Origin of the sequence: Salipaludibacillus sp. HK11 (assembly GCF_047795645.1) — a bacterium.
Lineage (GTDB): Bacteria > Bacillota > Bacilli > Bacillales > Salisediminibacteriaceae > Salipaludibacillus.
In genome coordinates this window covers 4,096,507-4,114,517 of record NZ_CP181045.1, presented here as the reverse complement: position 1 = coordinate 4,114,517, position 18,011 = coordinate 4,096,507, and the positions used below count along the sequence as shown (strand labels likewise).

The window sequence follows — 18,011 nt, the reverse complement described above, 5'->3', positions numbered from 1 at the left end:
GGAGGAATTTCAATGCCTAAAAGAAAGTTAGTTCTGATTGGAAATGGAATGGCTGGAGTTCGATGTATAGAAGAAATTTTAAAGGAAGATCCCGAACGATTTGAGATCACGATCTTTGGTACTGAGCCTCATCCCAACTATAACCGAATTATGTTGTCATCTGTTTTGCAAGGAGATACAACATTAGATGACATTATCATCAACTCTTATGAATGGTATGAGCAAAATAACATTCAACTGTATACTGGTGAAACTGTCGAAAAAGTAAACACAGAAGACAAACTCGTCTATACGGATAAAGACAGAGAAGTACCTTACGATGACCTTATTTTAGCTACTGGATCTGACCCGTTCATGCTCCCGTTACCTGGTGCTGATAAAGAAGGTGTTATTGCCTTTAGAAATATTGAAGACTGTAATCAGATGATTGATACGTCAAAAAAATATGAGCGCGCTGTTGTTATCGGTGGTGGTCTCTTAGGTCTTGAAGCTGCTAGAGGATTATTGAACCTCGGAATGGAAGTTGACGTCGTTCACATCATGGATCAATTAATGGAACGTCAATTAGACGCTACGGGCGGTAAAATGTTGCAAGAAGAGTTGGAAAAGCAAGGCATGAATTTCCTGATGGGATACCAAACAGAGGCAATTTTAGGTGCTGGACGTGTTAAGAAAGTATCATTTAAAAATGCGCCACCTGTTAAAGCAGATTTAGTCGTCATGGCTGTTGGTATTAAGCCTAATCTTGCTGTTGCTAAAGCATCTGGAATTGAGACAAATCGTGGGATTGTCGTTAATGATTATATGCAAACAAGCGCACCGGATGTGTATTCACTCGGTGAGTGTGCCGAGCATAGAGAAATGGTTTATGGACTTGTCGCTCCTCTTTGGGACCAAGGGAAGGCACTTGCAAAAAAGATCTGTGAAAAAGACGCTGGCGAAGGCTATCAAGGATCAATTCTATCAACTAAGCTAAAAGTTAGTGGCGTAGATGTATTCTCTGCTGGGGAGTTTGCTGACAGCCCAGATTCAAAAGCGATTCGTGTTCAAGATGAATTTGAAGGAATTTATAAAAAAGTTGTCGTTCGCGATAATCAAGTTGTTGGTGCTGTCTTATTCGGAGATACGAGTGACGGAACACGGCTACTGAGTATGATTAACAATAAAACCGACATTTCTGATATGAGTAAAGTGACGATCTTGCAATCAGCTGATCAGGACGCAGGTGGAAGTGGCGTTGCTGAAATGGCCGATAGTGACCAAATTTGTGGCTGTAACGGTGTATCAAAAGGAGATATTGTTACTGCTATTAAAGAGCAGAACCTAACAACCGTTGCTGAAGTTCGAGGCTGTACAAATGCTTCACGATCTTGTGGAACATGTGCCGGTCTAGTTGGTGACTTGCTTGAACATACACTTGGTGATGAATTCGAGGCTGTTGATGAGAAAGCAACCGTCTGTGGCTGTACGGATTTAACTCATGAAGAAGTTGTCGCTGAAATTCGCGATAAGAACCTTTCACATACCCGTGAAGTCATGAACGTATTAGGTTGGACATCAGATGAAGGTTGTTCGAAATGTCGTCCTGCTCTAAACTACTACCTCGGTATGGTTAATCCAACCGATCACGAGGATGAACGCGAGTCAAGATTTGTTAATGAACGAATGCACGCTAATATTCAAAACGATGGCACTTATTCCGTAGTCCCTAGAATGTACGGTGGTGTGACAAACGCAAAAGATTTACGAAGAATTGCTGATGTAGCCGATAAATATGATGTTCCATTGCTTAAAATGACAGGTGGACAGAGAATTGACATGCTCGGCATCAAAAAAGAAGATGTTCCTAACGTTTGGAAAGACTTAGATATGCCTTCTGGTTATGCCTACGCTAAATCGATCCGTACCGTTAAAACATGTGTAGGTGAAAACTTCTGCCGATTTGGCACGCAAGATTCGATCGGCCTTGGCATTGCAATAGAAAAGAAATTTGAACGTTTAAATACTCCTCACAAAGTAAAAATGGCGGTTTCTGCTTGTCCGAGAAACTGTGCTGAAGGTGGAATCAAAGACGTTGGAGTAGTCGGAGTTGAAGGATCTTGGCAAATTTATGTCGGTGGAAACGGCGGAACGACACTAAGAGCCGCTGATCTCTTATGTACAGTTACTTCTGACGAAGAAGTATTAGAAATGATCTCTGCATACTTGCAGTTGTACAGAGAAAATGCTCGCTATTTAGAAAGAACGTCCCATTATTTAGAAAGAGTTGGCTTAGATTACATCAAATCTGTCATTTTAGACGATCCAGAAGAAAAGCAAGAGTTAGTCAAAAGAATGGAAGTAGCTCTTACTAACCTAAATGATCCTTGGAGTGAAATCGTTAATGACGAGAAACAAAAAAATGATCTTTTTCAAAACTATAAAGCAGCTGCCGTTGCTCAAAAATAGGAAGTGGGGGGAAACCAATGAATAAAGCACCTGAAACACAATTAGTAAGAGTAGCTAACGTCGAGGAAATCCCAATGCAAGTTGGAAAAGAGGTAAAAATTGATGACCTCGAAATTGCTATCTTCCGTTTGAGTAGTGGGAAATATAAAGCTGTAGAAAATAAATGTCCACACAAACAAGGTCCTCTATCCGAAGGTATTGTCAGCGGGGAGTATGTATTTTGTCCCCTGCATGACTGGAAAATTGACCTAAATAGCGGGGATGTACAAAAACCTGATGACGGTTGTGTTCGCACGTATCCAGTAGAAGTGACGAATGATGAAGTTTTTGTTAGAATATAAAGACAATTAGCGTTTAAATAACTAATATCCCCTCATTCTCTGAGCTGATTTGAGGATGAGGGGCTTATTGATCTATTAGCAATAACAAACTGAGTGTTTTCACATTCAATTTAAAAGGAAGGGGTGTAGGCAATGACTAAGAATGGGACTGTTTTTTTCGTTGGCGCAGGCCCCGGAGATCCTGAATTAATGACGATAAAAGGTGTAAAATCTCTTGAAAAAGCAGACGTGATCGTTTATGATCGTCTAGTCAATAAAGCATTACTTGACTATGCTAAACCTTTAACCGAACTAATTTATTGTGGAAAAAAACCAGATCGACATTTAATTCCACAGGACCAAATTAATCAAATATTAGTTGATAAAGCAAGCAAAGGAAAAAATGTTGTGCGACTAAAAGGTGGAGACCCTGGTATTTTTGGCCGCGTAGGCGAAGAAGCTGAATTCTGTGCAAACCATCATATCAAATTTGAGATTATTCCGGGAATAACATCGGGTATATCCGCACCCATGTATGCAGGAATTCCTTTAACTCACCGTGAATTGAGCTCTTCTTGCGCATTTATCACAGGCCATAAGTGCGTCGATTCCGCAAGAAAAGAAATCCAATGGAATAAAATCGCTACATCGGTAGACACACTTGTGTTTTATATGGGTGTCGGAAATATAGAAATGATTCAAGAACAATTATTACTTCATGGGCGTTCGTCCACTACGCCGGTAGCCCTTGTTCGCTGGGGAACAACCGATCGGCAATCGACCCTAACTGGTACACTCGATAATATTTCACAAAAAGTCGCCGAAGCAAAATTCCGTTCACCTGCAATCATCGTCGTTGGTGAAGTCGTGAACCTTAGAGAAAAATTAGCATGGTTTGAAGAAAGTAATGCCGATTCCTTTCAAATGGCCCAAGTATAATTTAAAGGTGTGTTTTAAATGAGCAACGATAAACAAAAAGGTATTTTAGTGATTGCCCACGGTTCTCGTGATTCGAAATGGATGGATCTTATTGAGCAAAGCGTTTCATTATTAGAATCAAATGTTCCTGTTACGATTGGTTACCTTGAGCTAGTTGCCGGAAAAAGCATTGAAGATGGCGTAAGAAGATTGGAAGATGGTGGAGCAGAAGAGATTCTAGTCATTCCTTTTTTCGTATGTTCTGGAAGCACTCATCTAGAGGAAATCCAATATGCGTTGGGGGTTATTGACCACTCAGATTTAGACTCTCACTTAGCGGATATTCACCCTAAAGCAAAGATCATCTGGGGAAAACCAATGGATTCACACCCTCTTATCATCGAGCTTTTGGCTGACAGAATTCGCAAGTTATCGAAGACGCCAAGCAAAGAAAGTCTTATGCTCGTTACTCATGGAAACAATCGCCCTAAATTTCAAGCTATGTGGGAAGCTACGCTCAATGATATGAGTGAAAAGCTACAAGCTAAATTAGGATTCTCTGAAGTAGGGATTGGAACTATTCTTCCTGACACGATAACAGAATCGGCCCAAGCGTTAAGTCATGACAACACAAAAGAAATCATTGTTGCTCCTGTCTTTTTAAGTGAAGGATACTATACAACTAAGAAAATCCCAGCAAAGCTTAAAGGTTTATTTCACGCTTACGATGGCAAAACGTACCTTCCACACCCTCTCATCCACGACTGGCTTCAGGAGCAAGTGAACGATTATTGTTGCATTGAAAAAGTCTATTAACATGATCAAATATGTAAAGTAGGTAAAAATCGGAGTGCTATTGATTTAGCACTCCGGTTTTTTTCACATATTAAAGAATATCTAATCTAACAATTAACGCTAATAATATTTGAAGAAGTACTTGGATGTTTACGGATGCTTGCGTATCTGTCGTAGTGACGTCAACATTTCTTGAATTTTCAATTACTGTCTTCTGGAAAGTCACCTGCTTTGTTTTAGCTGTTTGTAACAAATCTTGAGTTACTACCTCCGCTCGGCTACTATCAGCAATCGAAATACTAATCACTAACGCAATCGCCGCTTGGAGTGCCGCTTGCAAAGAAACGGCTGCTTTAGTATCCGTAGTTGCTACATTTATATCACAAGAATCTTTAATAAATATATACTCTTCTGATGCTTGCAACGTTTTGTTTACTTGATCGCTGTTTTGAGTTGCTGGCTCACTTTTGTGTGATGGGTGACATTGATTTGGATCCAAAGCAGACCATTTAGTTTTCTCTGATTTGTCATTTCCTGAATAATAAACTTCTTGATTCAAACTAATCCCTCCTCTCGGGTTTAGTTCAGTATATGTAGTGACTGCCATTTCGTATGGACAATCAACGCATGGCAGTTTACTCAATTTTGATAAAGGAGACTAAAGATGATCTTCTAAAGAGAGCGTTCTTTCCTTTTCTTTCCCTTCCACTCGTGATGACGTTCTAAAGGGAACGCTACACACTTTTCCGTTCCCTTTCACTCGTGGTGACGCTCTAAAGGGAACGTTACACACTTTTCCGTTCCCTTTCACTCGTGGTGACGTTCTAAAGGGAACGTTACACACTTTTCCATTCCCTTTCACTCGTGGTGACGTTCTAAAGGGAACGTTACACACTTTTCCATTCCCTTTCACTTGTGGTGACGTTCTAAAGGGAACGTTACACACTTTTCCATTCCCTTTCACTCGTGGTGACGTTCTAAAGGTATCATTCTTTCTATTTTTCCCTAGTATCCACTTCAATTCCCCTATAAATTAACGGAAATAAGTTTTAAGGGTTTTACGATCATTTTTACTTCTTTTTTGATTAACTCGATTATTCTCTGAAATAGTCTCATCTGCCGCAGTATTATGATTACTTTTCGAGTTTCTGTTGGCTTGGTCGCGTTCTGTGATGATTTTCTTTTCATTTTCGGTATAGGTTTCTACATCTTCTTTTAGCTTTTCAACAACTTCGATAAGACTTTGTTTATCTTTAGAAGAAAGATCTCCTTCTTTTTCTACACCATGCTTTTTTAATACCTGATCCACGATGAGTTTCAGTAATTCCTCTTGTGATTTCTCCATTTAGACACTTCCTTTTCACTTTTAGTATTAGGTTATGTCCAAACATCGTTGATGTGTTATGAGTTATGCGGAATTTTATCTAAACCGAGATTTGCCTCCTCAGATTCCAACTTATAATAAAAATAAATTCTATTTCTTAATGAAAAAGCCCATTTATTTCATCGGATAATGATACAGAACATCCATATATTAATGGATGTGGTCAAAATAAAATTTAAGCTGATCACATGAAAGCTGAATCACAAATTAGGAGGATGATGATGGGCATATTAAGTGGAAATCAACAAAATGAGCCAATGCATTATGGAGAAGTTTTTAGTATTTGGACTTATTCATCCACAATGAAATCATCGATTGCGATGTTTCAAGTATACGAAAATCATTGTGGAGACGACGACTTAAAAAAGCAAATTAATAATTTAATCGATCAAGCAAGACAAGAAGAACAACAGGTTGATACGATGCTAAAAGAAAATGGCATTCAATTACCTCCTAGCCCACCTGAACGAGCGAAAGCGTCTATTGAAGAAATCCCTCCGGGAGCAAGGATCAATGACCCCGAGATTTCTATGGCAATCTCAGCTGATCTTGCTGCTGGTATGATTGGATGTAGTACAGCAATGTCACAAAGCACTAGGGAAGACATTGCAATGATGTACGGCCAATTTCATCAGTCAAAAGCTCAAAATGCATTGAAAATGTTACGACTGAATAAAGAAAAAGGCTGGTTAGTCCCACCACCGTTAGAAGTAGAAAAGCAAATGCAGCACAGCTAAACCTTAATCCTCCCATTTTAGGGAGGATTATTTTTTGGATGTATATTTAGGTATAGATAAACAGATTACTTAATATCATCTATTGAAGAGCAACTTAAGGAGGAGTAACCATGTTTTTTCATATGAAGGAATTACAATACGAAGCAAAACCATCAAGACCAGATCCATTAATGGCAAGAAACATGCAGGAGTTACTTGGCGGACAATTCGGTGAAATATCGGTAGCAATACAATATTTATTTCAAGGGTGGAATAGCAGATCTACTGATAAATATCGTGATTTATTAATGGATATCGGTACAGAAGAATTGGCACATATTGAAATGCTTTCGACAATGATTGCTAGGTTATTGGATGGGGCACCTGTTGGAGATTTAGAAAAAGCGGCACAGGACCCAGTAACAGCAGCTATAATTGGGGGGATGAATCCTCAACATGCGATTGTTTCTGGTTTAGGAGCAATGCCTGCAGATAGCGTTGGTAATAGATGGACAGCAGATTACGTTGCCGCCAGTGGGAATTTACTCGCTGACTTTAGAGCAAACCTAAATGCCGAATCTCAAGGAAGGCTTCAAGCCGTTCGCGTTTATGAATCCTCTTCAGATCCTGGTGTCAAAGATATGCTCTCCTTCTTAATTGCACGAGATACAATGCACCAAAATATGTGGAAAGCTGCCATTGCTGAAATCGAGGCTCAGGAGAATATTGTAGTACCCGCGACATTCCCTAGAGAATTGGAAAAACAGCAAGTCGCCTATGATTTTTATAATCTTTCTGCTGGTGAAGAAAGTAAGCAAGGAAGATGGGCTCATGGTAAAAGCATGGACAGTATGAGTCAATTTCGTTACGTATCTCCTGCACCAGCATTTGGTCCTGCCCCTGAATTAAAACCCTCTCCACCTTATGTACACAATACGCCACCGACTACTAGAGGAGACAACTCATAATCAATTACCACATCGTAGTGTCTTAACGATCTAGGCACTGCGATTATTTTTTTGTCCGAATAGCAACCATAACAAACTAAAAAAAACGAATGCAGCTAGTTCCATCCCGACTATGTACCACGGATGTGGTCCCAAAAAATCCAATATACTTCCTCCAACTGGTTTCTCCATTATAAACCAGTAGTTCCCTTCGATTAATGTATTAATGACATAAATAACAGGTAAGAGAACGTTCAAAAACAACATCGCTTTTAGCACACTTACAAACGAAAAAGTGAGCCCTTTCACCCATAAATAATAAAATGCAACCCATATCACCATGAGATGTGTATAAAAGAAATGTAAAAATCGAAAGTGGGGCCACCCAAAAGTTAGTACGGGGGTCAAAATTGCCTGTAAAGCCCCTCCAATTCCTACCAAAAATACCAACTCAAAAACAAACTTGCTTCGCGTTAACAATAAGACAATTACTAAAATGACGCTTATGTTGCTCAATTCCAGTGGTAATGCATGACTCACGTGCCAATTACCGTTTACAATCAGCCAGATTTGATAAGTTACCTCAAATACAATTAACGAAATCGCTACGGTAATTTCCCATTTACGAAGCTTTGTTCTCTTGTGATCTAAGCGAAAAAGATACAACCCCAATGTTACACCAATAAGCAAGGCAATCATTACTACATGTTGAAAGGAATACATCGTAAACGAAACTGCAGAAGAACTTCCACCAAACCACATAGATTACTCCTTTCTTATCTTAATTTCAGTCAAAGATCCTCTAGACTAGTCATCTTTATGTAGGAGAATGAAACGTTTAACGGTTTTACCAATTCATATTAAAGAAAAACAATGACCTCGTCATAATAGTTAATCGTAAATTTCCCCCAGTCTATAAAACTGGAGGTATCTATGATTACATTATATTTTATTTCTCTTTATAGACTCATCATCATTTTGATCGAATAAGCAGGATATTTATTCTTCAACTCTTCATAAAAATTAATTTTACTTTCTTCTGTGTAAAATATCATCTCTTCTACAACTTTATCAGTATGTTTTTTTTGTACCAGTTTTTCATTTCCATTTTTATCTATAACAAAAATTTTATATTTTTTCATATAACCATCAACCTCCTATTTCACTTTCATTTATATCTAATACCCGCATTAATAATTCTTAATCATAATAGAACATAAACCTCCTTTGAAAAACATTCATTTATTCCATTTTCACATAAATAAGACCAGCCTAGTTTTAAGGCCGACCTTTGTTTATAAATCTTTTTTAGGTGTCGTCACAAAAACAAAGTAACCGATATCTTTTTCAAAATTCCAATCTACGAACGTATCAATAATGGATTTCCCGATAATATCTTCCAATTTTTTTTGATCGACCATTTTCTTCTCCATTGGGCGTTTTGTTAGTTTCAATTCTTCAACAAAATCATTTTTAATTAATTGCTTTTCAATCTCAACTAAAATACCTGTCCGTTTTGTCACAATAGTTCTGTCATTTAACCAAAACACTTCCGTCTTTTCAGGTACCTTTTGCCCTCTTTCACTTGCTTTGTTTATCTCTGTATAAAACTGTTCTTCATCCATCTTAGATAATCCTGAATTTCCGGTAACAGTATCTGAATGTTTAATAGAACCAAAAACGATACCTGAATGGATGTCCAAATTCCAATCATAATGCAAGTCTTCCACATCTAGATCTGCAATTACCTTCAATTCTTTTCTTATTTCTGGAAATAGCTCTTGCATTAAAACATCCCGGGTTTCTTCTATTCGTTTCCATTCACCTTTCTCGAGGAGTACACGTTCAATCGGCGCTAAAAAATCACGAAGATAAATGGTGATATATGGTTTATTAATCGTAACAAATATTGAGGTAGGACCTTTACCAAATTTTTCTCTAAGCAACCTCCCCATGTAACTAGAAATTTGAGCATAAAGCTTCGTATCATTATAGGTTTCCATGTTCTGTTTCACAACCTTACTGGTAAATTTATTTCCATCTAAATTTAGTATTACTACTCATTATGCATTCTACTACATAGTGTTCCCACTATAAATATGAATTAAATTTCACTAGGCTTTTCTACTAAAATACTACAATACTCACATTGTTGATACCCTTTTTCTAATTTTAAACGTTTCATATATGCCATATCTTGAGTGAACTCTCGATTTCCTACCTCGGTAATATGAAAATTACACTTATCATTTGCATATGTTGTTCGATGAATAAATTTTCTTTTATGATCAATTAAATATTGCATTGTTTCTCCTTTCAATATATCTATTAAAAACAAAAAAGCCGAAAAGGATAGACACTTTTCGTGTAAATCCTTTTCGGCTTATGTCCGGTTCTATTGTCCGAATCATTCCCACCTATTTTATATAAAATTTCACAGTTAAGTTAGAACTAATAATCTTCTCAGAAACACTATTGTTTTCTAAGCATTTTTAATTTTACATGAAAGATAACATTAATTCAATCTATTTAACAAAAAGTTAAATATAACAATATCTGGATCAATTGAATCCTAATACGGTTCCCATTTGACTAATTTAGCATTTTCAAATCTTTCAGTTACATTTCCCCAGTTTACAATATTCCAAAATTGATCGACATATTCCTCACGATTATTTTTATATTGTAAGTAATAGGCATGCTCCCATACGTCTAATCCTAAAAGTGGAATAATATCCTGTTGACTTAACAAATGGTGAAATTCGGCTTGGAGAATTTCAAGTCTTCTTGACCGTGGTGACCAGACTAATAACGCCCATCCGACCCCTTGGACTTTTTTAGCTGCCTCGCTGAAATGCCGTTTGAATCGATGATAGCTCCCAAAGTCTTTATCGATCTGCCTGCTTAGCGCTCCTGTAGGTTCTCCCCCACCGTCTGGACTCATATTATTCCAAAACATCGTATGAAGGTAATGACCTGCTCCATGAAAAGCTGCTTCTCTTTCCCAATGACGAATCAGATCGAAACTATCTGTTTCTCTGGCTTGTTTCATCTCTAACTCTGCTTGGTTTAGTCCATCCACATAACTTTGATGATGCTCTTGGTGATGAAGACGCATAATTTCTTCTGATATAACCGGTTCTAATGCTGCGTAATCATAAGGAAGTGGAGGTAAGCGATGCTCGCCCGGAGGAACTGCATTTCTATTTCCCCAACCTACTTCTTTCCTATCATCTACTTGCTGTTTTCGCCAATCCTCGTAAGTCCATGATACGCGATGGACTTGATCAGTGAATGTCTCATGCAAATGATCGTAGCTATTGTTATCCATCAGTTTTCCCCTTAGAACCTTTAAGTTTTCCATTTCGTTTATTACTTTTTCCTTTTTATCTGCGTTGCCTTGTTCCGTTCGATAATCTATCTCCTTTTCTAATTGTGTCATCCAATCGTCCACTTGACTTATATAAAATCCCCAATCTTTCTCATTCTCCATATTTTCACTCCCCGTGTACATGAAGGAAGCGTCATATATAACTCCGCTCCTCCTTTTTCTAAATTATCGTATGTATTCAAAGAGAATGAGTGCCTGCCATCGTTTTTATGCAATATATCGATAATAATAATTCCCGTCAGAAAACAAACAAAAAAGACGAAAGCTAGGCAATCAGCTTTCGTCTTTTCTATCTGTCGATGAACGATTTTTCGATTTAGCTTTGTTCTTATCTTTCTGTTCTTCTTCTTCGTATTTCACGTCTTCTAATGGGATTTCATCTACTGGCATTACAGATTGATCTCTTTTCAACTGCTTTTCTTGATCTTTTTTAAATGCACTTTCTTGATCTTGACTCACAGGTCTTTGTTTATCGTTTTTATTCGGTTGCATAAATAACATCCTCCTGTTCATCTCTTCCCACAGTCTAAAGCTTAAAAATTTGAGAACTTAAAATATGCTCATTTCAAACTAAAAATAGATTTATATTCATACACTCATCTTAAAGCATAGATACTATAAAGCTTATTACTACGATAGCACCAATTATCATTAGAATTGTTCGAATCATTAAATCATCTCCTCTTGACTATAATTATCAATAGTCTATCGGTTCCCTAATCTTAAATAAATTAAACAAAAATTAAAATTGGTAATCGATATGTCCCTTTAAAACAGCTTTCCATGCTTATAAAGTAACTCGAATAATCGCTTCAACGCATTAGAATAACAAGTCGTACGAATGCCAGGTAGCCCTTTAGAAAAATACTCTCGAAACACTTTTTCACAACTATTTGACATCTGAAGATACATCTGATTTAAAACTTCGTCCTCTGTGTAAACTTGTGTAATTCTATCCTGCTTCCATTCCAAATAGGAAACCATTACCCCACCAGCATTGGCGAGAATGTCCGGAATAACGACTTTGCCTTGGTCATGAAGATACTGATCGGCAGCAGCATCTATTGGTGCATTTGCACCTTCTACAAAAACATCTGCTTTCACTTTTTTCATATTACTTGTGGTGATTTGATCCTCAATTGCAGCTAAAATAAACACATCCATATCGAGAGTGAGAATATCATCGCGATGGAGCAACTCCGCTTTTATTTCTGCTGCATCGAGCTCCTCTTGGGTATTTGGTAATTGATTGTTTCGATTATGAAAAACAACCAATTTATCTATATCAAGGCCATCCGCATTATAAAGCGTTCCAAGGTGATCACTCACGGCGATGACATCATGTTTTAACTCTTTACAGTGGTAAGCCATATTAGCCGCGACTCCGCCCACGTTACCAAACCCCTGGACAGCCATTCGTATCGATTTTCCTTCATCACTTCGCTCGTAAATTGATTTAAGTTTTTCGTACTGTTGAAAGTGAATTCCCTTGTCAATTTCTTTTTCTCTATCTTTTTGTTTTCTTGCCCATTCATTTATAAGCCAAAAGTAGCTATGGTACGTTCCTTTCCCTGTAGCTTCTCTTCGACCTAGTGCTCCACCATTTTCAATACTCTTTCCAGTGAATGCACCTAAATAACTCTTACCTGGGTGAATCGTTTTATATTCACCAATCATCCAATCCATCACTTGATCATTCGTCCCCATGTCAGGAGCAGGTATATCATGAGTTGGGCCAATATCCGGTGCAAAACGTTGGACGTATTTTTTAGAAACTAAGTTTAATTCGCGATCAGAATAATCTTTTGGATTGATCACAACTCCCCCTTTTGCCCCACCATAAGGTAAGTCATGTAACGCATTTTTTAGCGTCATTAGTACCGCTAGATTCTCTACTTCCTCTTCACTAACCGTTTCACTGAATCGAATTCCCCCCTTGTAAAATCCAGCAATATTATTGTGTTGAATACGGTACGCAGGTATACGCACAATTTCTCTATTATCTCTCGACACCCTTATGTAACTTTTAATAATTTTGTCCGTTGTCGTAAGAATTTCCTTTCCTGAATCAAATACTCTCCGTCTACTTTCTGTTTTTTCACCTGGGATAAATGTTTCATCTTCAAAAAGGTGCTCCATAATGTTTTCAATAGTATTCTGTGTATCTTTAATGGACAATGATATCAAATCCTTTCTTGAGACTGGTAACGCTATCATTATTGTCTTCCCTCTAATACTGTTATGTTAAACTTAATCATATAGTCTTTGTTCTAATCCGTTATCACTTACTGTATCTAACATTAGTTTTATACTAAATAACTTGGGTGCATTCGCCCTCTTGGAGGATTATCATGACTCAAACAAGACCCGTCGTTCTAGTAACAGGTGCAAATTCTGGTATGGGTAAAGCAACTGCACTTGCTTTTGCCAAACAAAACGCTCAAGTCGTTATGCTTTGTAGGAATGAACCTAAGGGCTTAGAGGCTCAACAAGAAATCATTGATGAAAGCGGCAATGAGAATATTGACCTTATCCTATGTGATTTTGCTGACTTAAGTGATGTAAGAAGGTTTGCAGCTGACTTCACCGCAAAATACGATCAACTGAATGTATTAGTAAATAATGCAGCAATCATCACGACAAAACGTCAAGAAACAGTTGATGGATATGAACTACAATTTGGTGTTAATCACCTTGCCCCTTTTCTACTTACAAACCTTTTGCTTGATAAATTAAAAGCTAGTGCCCCTTCAAGAATTATAAACGTTTCTTCAGGCGCTTATAAATTTGGCAATATTTCATTTGAGGACCTTCACTCCCGACATAAATATCGCACCTTTAAAGTTTACGGTCAGTCGAAACTAGCGAACATCTTATTTACATATGAGTTGTCTCGCCGTCTCGAAGCGAGTCAAGTAACTACAAATTGTTTGCATCCTGGAGCGGTTTCAACGAATTTAGGAATTGACCGAAAAACTGGATTTGGAAAAACGATTGTGAAAATGCTGAGGCCATTTTTTCAGACGCCTGCGGAAGGTTCAAGAACTGCGATTTATTTAGCTACTTCTAAAGAGTTGGAAGGAGTTACAGGGAAATTTTTCGTTCATCAAAAGGAAGTAGAAACAACGAAAAAAACACATGATCGTGGATTAGCCGCTCAATTATGGAAAGTAAGTGAAGAACTAGTCGGTATTAGTGAAGGGTCAAATCCATTTAAATAATTTGGAGAAGTAAGAAAAACAAGGGCTACTTACAGTAACGGGTTCGGTATTCGCAGAGAAAATTGAAAATAATAATCTAATGATATTGTGAAATATGGACTTAAAGAAACGGGGAGAATCCTAAAATAAGGAAATTATATTTTGTTAGTTAAAATCTTAAAACATGTGACCGAAAAACAGGGATTTCGATTCCTTGTTTTATTTTTTTGAAAAAATGAAACAAATTAAAGCCAAATGATATTTAAATCTGTCTAATAGATGAAAGACAAAAAAGAAAGGGTGAATTACAATTATCCGATTAGTCAAAAAAGCCCAAAAAGGAGACGATAAAGCCTTCTTAAAAATTTTCCAAAAATATGAACAGGATATTTATCGAATGGCTTATGTTTATGTAAAAAACAAGCAAGATGCATTAGATGTCGTGCAAGAAGTAGCGTATCGCTCATTTACAAAAATAGAAACATTAAAAAATCCTGAGTATTTTAAAACTTGGTTAATGAAAATTACAATTAGTTGTTCTATTGACTGTATAAGAAAAAAACAAAAGGTAGTTCACTTAAAGCCAGAGTATGAGGGGGTTATCCCTTCAGAGAGTGAGGATATTACTCTTTCAATATCGCTCCAACACTTATTAGAATCATTAAACGATGATGAAAAAAGTGTCATCATTTTAAGATTCTATAAGGGGTATTCCTTTAAGGAAATTAGCGAGTTATTAAACATACCACTAGGTACAGCCAAAACGATTTTATATCGTTCGTTAGAAAAACTTCGGAAAAAAGCTAAGGGGGCTGATATTTGTGAAAAATAATATTAAAGAGGAATTAGAAAGAATAGAAGTTCCAGATGAATTAAGCGAAAGATCAAAACTTGGTATATTACAGGCAAAATCAGAAAAGCCCAAACGAAAACTTAAAAAAGTTGCTCTAGCATTAGTTGCTTCGACGGTTATTTTGTTTTCAGCTGGTTTGGGAACTGCACATATTCCTAGCTTTAATAATTTAGTATCTAATGTGAACCCAGAATTAGCATTGATGCTTCAGCCGATTGAAAAAAGCAGTGAGAGTAATGGAATTAAAGCAGAGGTAGTCGGTGCAATGAGCGATAATGAAATGGCAGTTATCTATATTACACTCCAAGATTTAACTGGCAGTAGAATCGATGAAACACTAGATATTTATGATTACTCTTTGACTGGTGCTCAAATGTTTAACAGTCAGATTATTGATTTTGATGAAGTGACAAATACTGCCACACTTAGAATTCAAGCTAATGGTGGTAAACTTAGTGATAGTAAAGTTAATTTTCGTATAGATTCTTTTTTAAGCCATAAACAAACATTCGAACAGTCAGTTAATGCGAATATTTCGGAATTAACAAGTATTGTTCCTGAAACAATTTCTCTTGATATGAACAATATTCCAGGTGGTGGTGGAACATTATATCATCAACTATCCAAAGAAGGTAACGTACAGGTTTTAAAACCTAATCAAAATATCCTATCACTACCAGGAATCGACTTTATGCATATCTCTAATGTTGGTATTATCAATAACCGTCTCCATATCCAAGCTAATTGGACGAAGAATGGTATGGAAGACCACGGTAATTTTTACTTTATTGATAAAAATGGGAATGAAGTTCATCCTTCTAATATTTATTTTGGAACAGATGACTCAGGCGCAACAAACTATGGTAGAGAATTTACTGAATACATTTTTAGCATAGACAATATAAATTTAGAAAACGATAAGTTAATGGGTTATTTAGTATCAAGTGAGAAATTTATAACAGGTAGCTGGAGCACCACATTTAGAATGCCGACGACGGAAGAAGAGAAAAGTATTGAATTTAATCAAGAATTTGGAACATGGACTTCCGATACGGTGTCAATTTCTCCTCTAGGTATAACTATATATGGGAATGGAGATTTTAATCATTCAAGTAATATTGAAGTAAATGTTACAATGACGGACGGCCTTTCTCATACTTTTGATTTAATTAGAGGTTTTAGCAAAAATGATAAGATTACGGTTAAATTCTTACCTAATAGGGTATTTGATATTTCCAAAATAAAATCAGTAAATATAGATGGTATAGATATCTTCTTTAACCAATAATTAATAGGTTGACTTGTTGCGCTAACAGGTTAGCGTTAGTTGAAGAAGCCATATAGTTTTATTTCTTATGTTGGAGGTGTTCTATTTTGAGAAAAGGACTTATAAAAATGATTTTATTTACAAGTCTAATTGTTGGAATTGTGGTTTTTACATCTGAGTATTTGATTCCTAATTCAAGCTTCATTACTAATGCTATAATTTCTGTATTATCAGCTTTAGTTGGTGGTTTGATAGGATATAAGCTATTTGTTCTTAATAAAACATGAACAACGGTACTTAATCTAACGGGTTAGCGATTCTGAAAAAAACAGAAACGCTTTATTAATATTAGTTGAATGTTTTTTTGGAAAAACGAGACGTAAGATAACCATATAATAGTATTGTTAGAGATAAAAGTAAACCAGCAATAATAAAAGGTAAATAATTAAACGAGTAGGAAGGAAGTGTCATGATCGGAATATTATTTGGGTGGGTTGGAAAATAGTCAATAAGTATAAGGTACGTTTCCCCAATTATGACCACAGAAAAGATTAACGAGAAAAAACTTACAAAGGACATTAAAACAATATTGTTACTTTTAGTACGATGAATGTTAAAATATTTATTTAAAAAGAACAAAGGTACCAAGACAGCGAACAACATCGAAAATTGAAAAAAGTAGAAAATTGGTCCAAAGTAGGTATTTCCACCCCAATGTTGTTCAAAAATAAATACACTAGAAATAAATGCAGCTATAAAAGACAGAAACGCCGTGTATAAACCAACCTCAGTACCGATTAACATTACTTGTTTCTTATTCATTTAAGGCACCCCATTAATAGTAGTAATAATACTTTTTTCTTCCCTTGATATTTCTGTTCTCGCTAGAAGAATAGTGGAAACTTGCATTGATACTTTCATTATATAGAGATGCATATAAATTGCATATATCTAGAATTACAATTTACTTTAGAAAAATATCGTCACCAAAACCACCCCACCTTCAATTACTAAATTGTAACGGGTAAGCAACACTTTAAGAAAAATTTAACAAACAAAAAGCACAGACGTTAATCTCTGTGCTTTTTTGTGTACTAATTACAAATGCTAATTCACCTGTAATATCACGTTGACTTACAGTGTTATTATGCATGTGACTTTAATTTTTCTCTCCAAAAACCGAACCTGTTATACTAACAGCCTTTGTTTTTTTACCTTAATGGCCACAACCAAAGTACTAATTAATATTGCAACAAAACAAAGACGTACGGCATATATTATAAATAACAATGTAGGGTCGGCAGCTTAACTTCATATAAATGAAGCTCAAATTTTTTCAGGCTAAAATAATTTTAAAAGGAGTGCTATTTCCATGTTTTACGGTCCTTCCTACCCTTGGTTTAGGTATATGAATAATCGTTATCCCACTATCGACATTTCAACCTTTCAGGTGTCATTACAGAAATCATCTAATCTAATTCAGTCGGCAACTAATACAGTCGAAAATCTCCAAGCCTCACCTGATACGATGAATCGATTAATGGTTGCTGCTCAAGCAAGTCAAGATGATGAAGTTGATGCGATCATGAATGAAGTTACAGGTCCAATAAAAGTAGAAACCTCCTATACTCCAATATCAGTCAACTTCACGTTCATCGATGATCAAGCGCCTTGCTGCCGGTTGACCTTGAATTTACAGTGGAATTAAGGTGAGATATCGCTTATTTCTAAATCATTTCTTCAAGTGTGCCATGGTAAGTAATGATTACTAT

The 18,011-nt window shown here is 36.4% G+C and carries 21 protein-coding genes; 11 read left to right on the top strand and 10 right to left on the bottom strand.

Going from position 1 to position 18,011, the window contains the following annotated elements; translation table 11 throughout:
- Positions 1–12 precede the first annotated feature (12 nt).
- The 4 genes from nirB (at position 13) to ACM26V_RS19520 (ending at position 4,502) form a co-directional block, all read left to right on the top strand.
- The gene (gene nirB / locus ACM26V_RS19535; RefSeq protein ID WP_416148391.1) at positions 13–2,448 is read left to right on the top strand and encodes a nitrite reductase large subunit NirB; all 2,436 of its coding nucleotides are present in this window, start codon (positions 13–15) and stop codon (positions 2,446–2,448) included.
- A gap of 17 nt (positions 2,449–2,465) precedes the next feature.
- Entirely contained in the window at positions 2,466–2,789 is a 324-nt protein-coding gene (gene nirD, locus ACM26V_RS19530) for a nitrite reductase small subunit NirD (protein ID WP_416148390.1), read from the top strand.
- Between the two features lie 132 nt (positions 2,790–2,921).
- The gene (gene cobA, locus ACM26V_RS19525) at positions 2,922–3,707 is read left to right on the top strand and encodes a uroporphyrinogen-III C-methyltransferase (RefSeq protein ID WP_416148389.1); all 786 of its coding nucleotides are present in this window, start codon (positions 2,922–2,924) and stop codon (positions 3,705–3,707) included.
- Positions 3,708–3,725: 18 nt separating this feature from the next.
- On the top strand, positions 3,726–4,502 hold the full coding sequence (locus tag ACM26V_RS19520; protein WP_416148388.1) for a sirohydrochlorin chelatase: 777 nt from the start codon (positions 3,726–3,728) through the stop codon (positions 4,500–4,502).
- A gap of 70 nt (positions 4,503–4,572) precedes the next feature.
- Here ACM26V_RS19520 and ACM26V_RS19515 read toward each other — a convergent pair whose 3' ends face one another.
- Both ACM26V_RS19515 and ACM26V_RS19510 read right to left on the bottom strand, forming a co-directional pair.
- Positions 4,573–5,040: a spore coat protein gene (locus ACM26V_RS19515; protein WP_416148387.1), complete on the bottom strand. Its 468-nt coding sequence runs from the start codon at positions 5,038–5,040 to the stop codon at positions 4,573–4,575.
- A gap of 474 nt (positions 5,041–5,514) precedes the next feature.
- Complete coding sequence (locus ACM26V_RS19510; RefSeq protein ID WP_416148386.1) at positions 5,515–5,826, bottom strand: hypothetical protein; 312 nt, start codon at positions 5,824–5,826, stop codon at positions 5,515–5,517.
- A 260-nt stretch (positions 5,827–6,086) separates the two neighbouring features.
- On the opposite strand from ACM26V_RS19510, the gene ACM26V_RS19505 reads away from it, so the two are divergent.
- Together ACM26V_RS19505 and ACM26V_RS19500 are read left to right on the top strand one after the other, a co-directional pair.
- On the top strand, positions 6,087–6,602 hold the full coding sequence (locus ACM26V_RS19505; RefSeq protein WP_416151923.1) for a DUF3231 family protein: 516 nt from the start codon (positions 6,087–6,089) through the stop codon (positions 6,600–6,602).
- Positions 6,603–6,712: 110 nt separating this feature from the next.
- Complete coding sequence (locus ACM26V_RS19500; RefSeq protein ID WP_416148385.1) at positions 6,713–7,549, top strand: manganese catalase family protein; 837 nt, start codon at positions 6,713–6,715, stop codon at positions 7,547–7,549.
- A 30-nt stretch (positions 7,550–7,579) separates the two neighbouring features.
- Here ACM26V_RS19500 and ACM26V_RS19495 read toward each other — a convergent pair whose 3' ends face one another.
- The 7 genes from ACM26V_RS19495 to ACM26V_RS19465 form a co-directional block, all read right to left on the bottom strand.
- Positions 7,580–8,290, bottom strand: coding sequence for a TIGR02206 family membrane protein (locus tag ACM26V_RS19495; RefSeq protein ID WP_416148384.1), 711 nt, complete (start codon positions 8,288–8,290; stop codon positions 7,580–7,582).
- A 197-nt stretch (positions 8,291–8,487) separates the two neighbouring features.
- On the bottom strand, positions 8,488–8,670 hold the full coding sequence (locus ACM26V_RS19490; RefSeq protein ID WP_416148383.1) for a hypothetical protein: 183 nt from the start codon (positions 8,668–8,670) through the stop codon (positions 8,488–8,490).
- A gap of 153 nt (positions 8,671–8,823) precedes the next feature.
- Entirely contained in the window at positions 8,824–9,543 is a 720-nt protein-coding gene (locus ACM26V_RS19485) for a Na-translocating system protein MpsC family protein (RefSeq protein ID WP_416148381.1), read from the bottom strand.
- A gap of 89 nt (positions 9,544–9,632) precedes the next feature.
- Entirely contained in the window at positions 9,633–9,833 is a 201-nt protein-coding gene (locus tag ACM26V_RS19480) for a hypothetical protein (RefSeq protein ID WP_416148380.1), read from the bottom strand.
- A gap of 267 nt (positions 9,834–10,100) precedes the next feature.
- Positions 10,101–11,021, bottom strand: a complete 921-nt coding sequence (locus ACM26V_RS19475) for a superoxide dismutase (RefSeq protein WP_416148379.1) — start codon at positions 11,019–11,021, stop codon at positions 10,101–10,103.
- Positions 11,022–11,192: 171 nt separating this feature from the next.
- Positions 11,193–11,411, bottom strand: a complete 219-nt coding sequence (locus ACM26V_RS19470) for a hypothetical protein (RefSeq protein ID WP_416148378.1) — start codon at positions 11,409–11,411, stop codon at positions 11,193–11,195.
- Between the two features lie 276 nt (positions 11,412–11,687).
- Positions 11,688–13,136, bottom strand: coding sequence for a Glu/Leu/Phe/Val family dehydrogenase (locus ACM26V_RS19465; protein ID WP_416148377.1), 1,449 nt, complete (start codon positions 13,134–13,136; stop codon positions 11,688–11,690).
- 134 nt (positions 13,137–13,270) lie between these two features.
- Between ACM26V_RS19465 and ACM26V_RS19460 the strand changes: the two genes are divergently transcribed.
- The 4 genes from ACM26V_RS19460 to ACM26V_RS19445 all read left to right on the top strand — a co-directional run bounded on the left by ACM26V_RS19460 (position 13,271) and on the right by ACM26V_RS19445 (position 16,526).
- Positions 13,271–14,140, top strand: a complete 870-nt coding sequence (locus ACM26V_RS19460; protein WP_416148376.1) for an SDR family oxidoreductase — start codon at positions 13,271–13,273, stop codon at positions 14,138–14,140.
- A gap of 289 nt (positions 14,141–14,429) precedes the next feature.
- Positions 14,430–14,951 carry an RNA polymerase sigma factor gene (locus tag ACM26V_RS19455; protein WP_416151922.1) on the top strand — a complete coding sequence of 174 codons (522 nt, stop codon included), beginning with the start codon at positions 14,430–14,432 and terminating at the stop codon, positions 14,949–14,951.
- Complete coding sequence (locus ACM26V_RS19450) at positions 14,941–16,260, top strand: DUF4179 domain-containing protein (protein WP_416148375.1); 1,320 nt, start codon at positions 14,941–14,943, stop codon at positions 16,258–16,260. Before ACM26V_RS19455 ends, ACM26V_RS19450 begins: the two co-directional genes overlap by 11 nt.
- An 86-nt stretch (positions 16,261–16,346) precedes the next feature.
- Complete coding sequence (locus ACM26V_RS19445; RefSeq protein WP_416148374.1) at positions 16,347–16,526, top strand: hypothetical protein; 180 nt, start codon at positions 16,347–16,349, stop codon at positions 16,524–16,526.
- A gap of 61 nt (positions 16,527–16,587) precedes the next feature.
- Here the strand turns inward: ACM26V_RS19445 and ACM26V_RS19440 are convergent, their stop codons facing one another.
- Positions 16,588–17,061 (bottom strand): hypothetical protein, encoded by a 474-nt coding sequence (locus tag ACM26V_RS19440; protein ID WP_416148373.1) that lies wholly within the window; start codon positions 17,059–17,061, stop codon positions 16,588–16,590.
- Between the two features lie 550 nt (positions 17,062–17,611).
- On the opposite strand from ACM26V_RS19440, the gene ACM26V_RS19435 reads away from it, so the two are divergent.
- Positions 17,612–17,947, top strand: coding sequence for a hypothetical protein (locus ACM26V_RS19435; RefSeq protein WP_416148372.1), 336 nt, complete (start codon positions 17,612–17,614; stop codon positions 17,945–17,947).
- Positions 17,948–18,011 lie beyond the last annotated feature (64 nt).

Bases quoted from the DNA above. Each gene is read 5' to 3' on its own strand.
- nirB (WP_416148391.1), top strand. From the start codon at position 13: ATGCCTAAAAGAAAGTTAGTTCTGATTGGAAATGGAATGGCTGGAGTT.
- nirD (WP_416148390.1), top strand. From the start codon at position 2,466: ATGAATAAAGCACCTGAAACACAATTAGTAAGAGTAGCTAACGTCGAG.
- cobA (WP_416148389.1), top strand. From the start codon at position 2,922: ATGACTAAGAATGGGACTGTTTTTTTCGTTGGCGCAGGCCCCGGAGAT.
- ACM26V_RS19520 (WP_416148388.1), top strand. From the start codon at position 3,726: ATGAGCAACGATAAACAAAAAGGTATTTTAGTGATTGCCCACGGTTCT.
- ACM26V_RS19510 (WP_416148386.1), bottom strand. From the start codon at position 5,826: ATGGAGAAATCACAAGAGGAATTACTGAAACTCATCGTGGATCAGGTA.
- ACM26V_RS19505 (WP_416151923.1), top strand. From the start codon at position 6,087: ATGGGCATATTAAGTGGAAATCAACAAAATGAGCCAATGCATTATGGA.
- ACM26V_RS19500 (WP_416148385.1), top strand. From the start codon at position 6,713: ATGTTTTTTCATATGAAGGAATTACAATACGAAGCAAAACCATCAAGA.
- ACM26V_RS19495 (WP_416148384.1), bottom strand. From the start codon at position 8,290: ATGTGGTTTGGTGGAAGTTCTTCTGCAGTTTCGTTTACGATGTATTCC.
- ACM26V_RS19490 (WP_416148383.1), bottom strand. From the start codon at position 8,670: ATGAAAAAATATAAAATTTTTGTTATAGATAAAAATGGAAATGAAAAA.
- ACM26V_RS19480 (WP_416148380.1), bottom strand. From the start codon at position 9,833: ATGCAATATTTAATTGATCATAAAAGAAAATTTATTCATCGAACAACA.
- ACM26V_RS19475 (WP_416148379.1), bottom strand. From the start codon at position 11,021: ATGGAGAATGAGAAAGATTGGGGATTTTATATAAGTCAAGTGGACGAT.
- ACM26V_RS19470 (WP_416148378.1), bottom strand. From the start codon at position 11,411: ATGCAACCGAATAAAAACGATAAACAAAGACCTGTGAGTCAAGATCAA.
- ACM26V_RS19465 (WP_416148377.1), bottom strand. From the start codon at position 13,136: ATGATAGCGTTACCAGTCTCAAGAAAGGATTTGATATCATTGTCCATT.
- ACM26V_RS19460 (WP_416148376.1), top strand. From the start codon at position 13,271: ATGACTCAAACAAGACCCGTCGTTCTAGTAACAGGTGCAAATTCTGGT.
- ACM26V_RS19440 (WP_416148373.1), bottom strand. From the start codon at position 17,061: ATGAATAAGAAACAAGTAATGTTAATCGGTACTGAGGTTGGTTTATAC.
- ACM26V_RS19435 (WP_416148372.1), top strand. From the start codon at position 17,612: ATGTTTTACGGTCCTTCCTACCCTTGGTTTAGGTATATGAATAATCGT.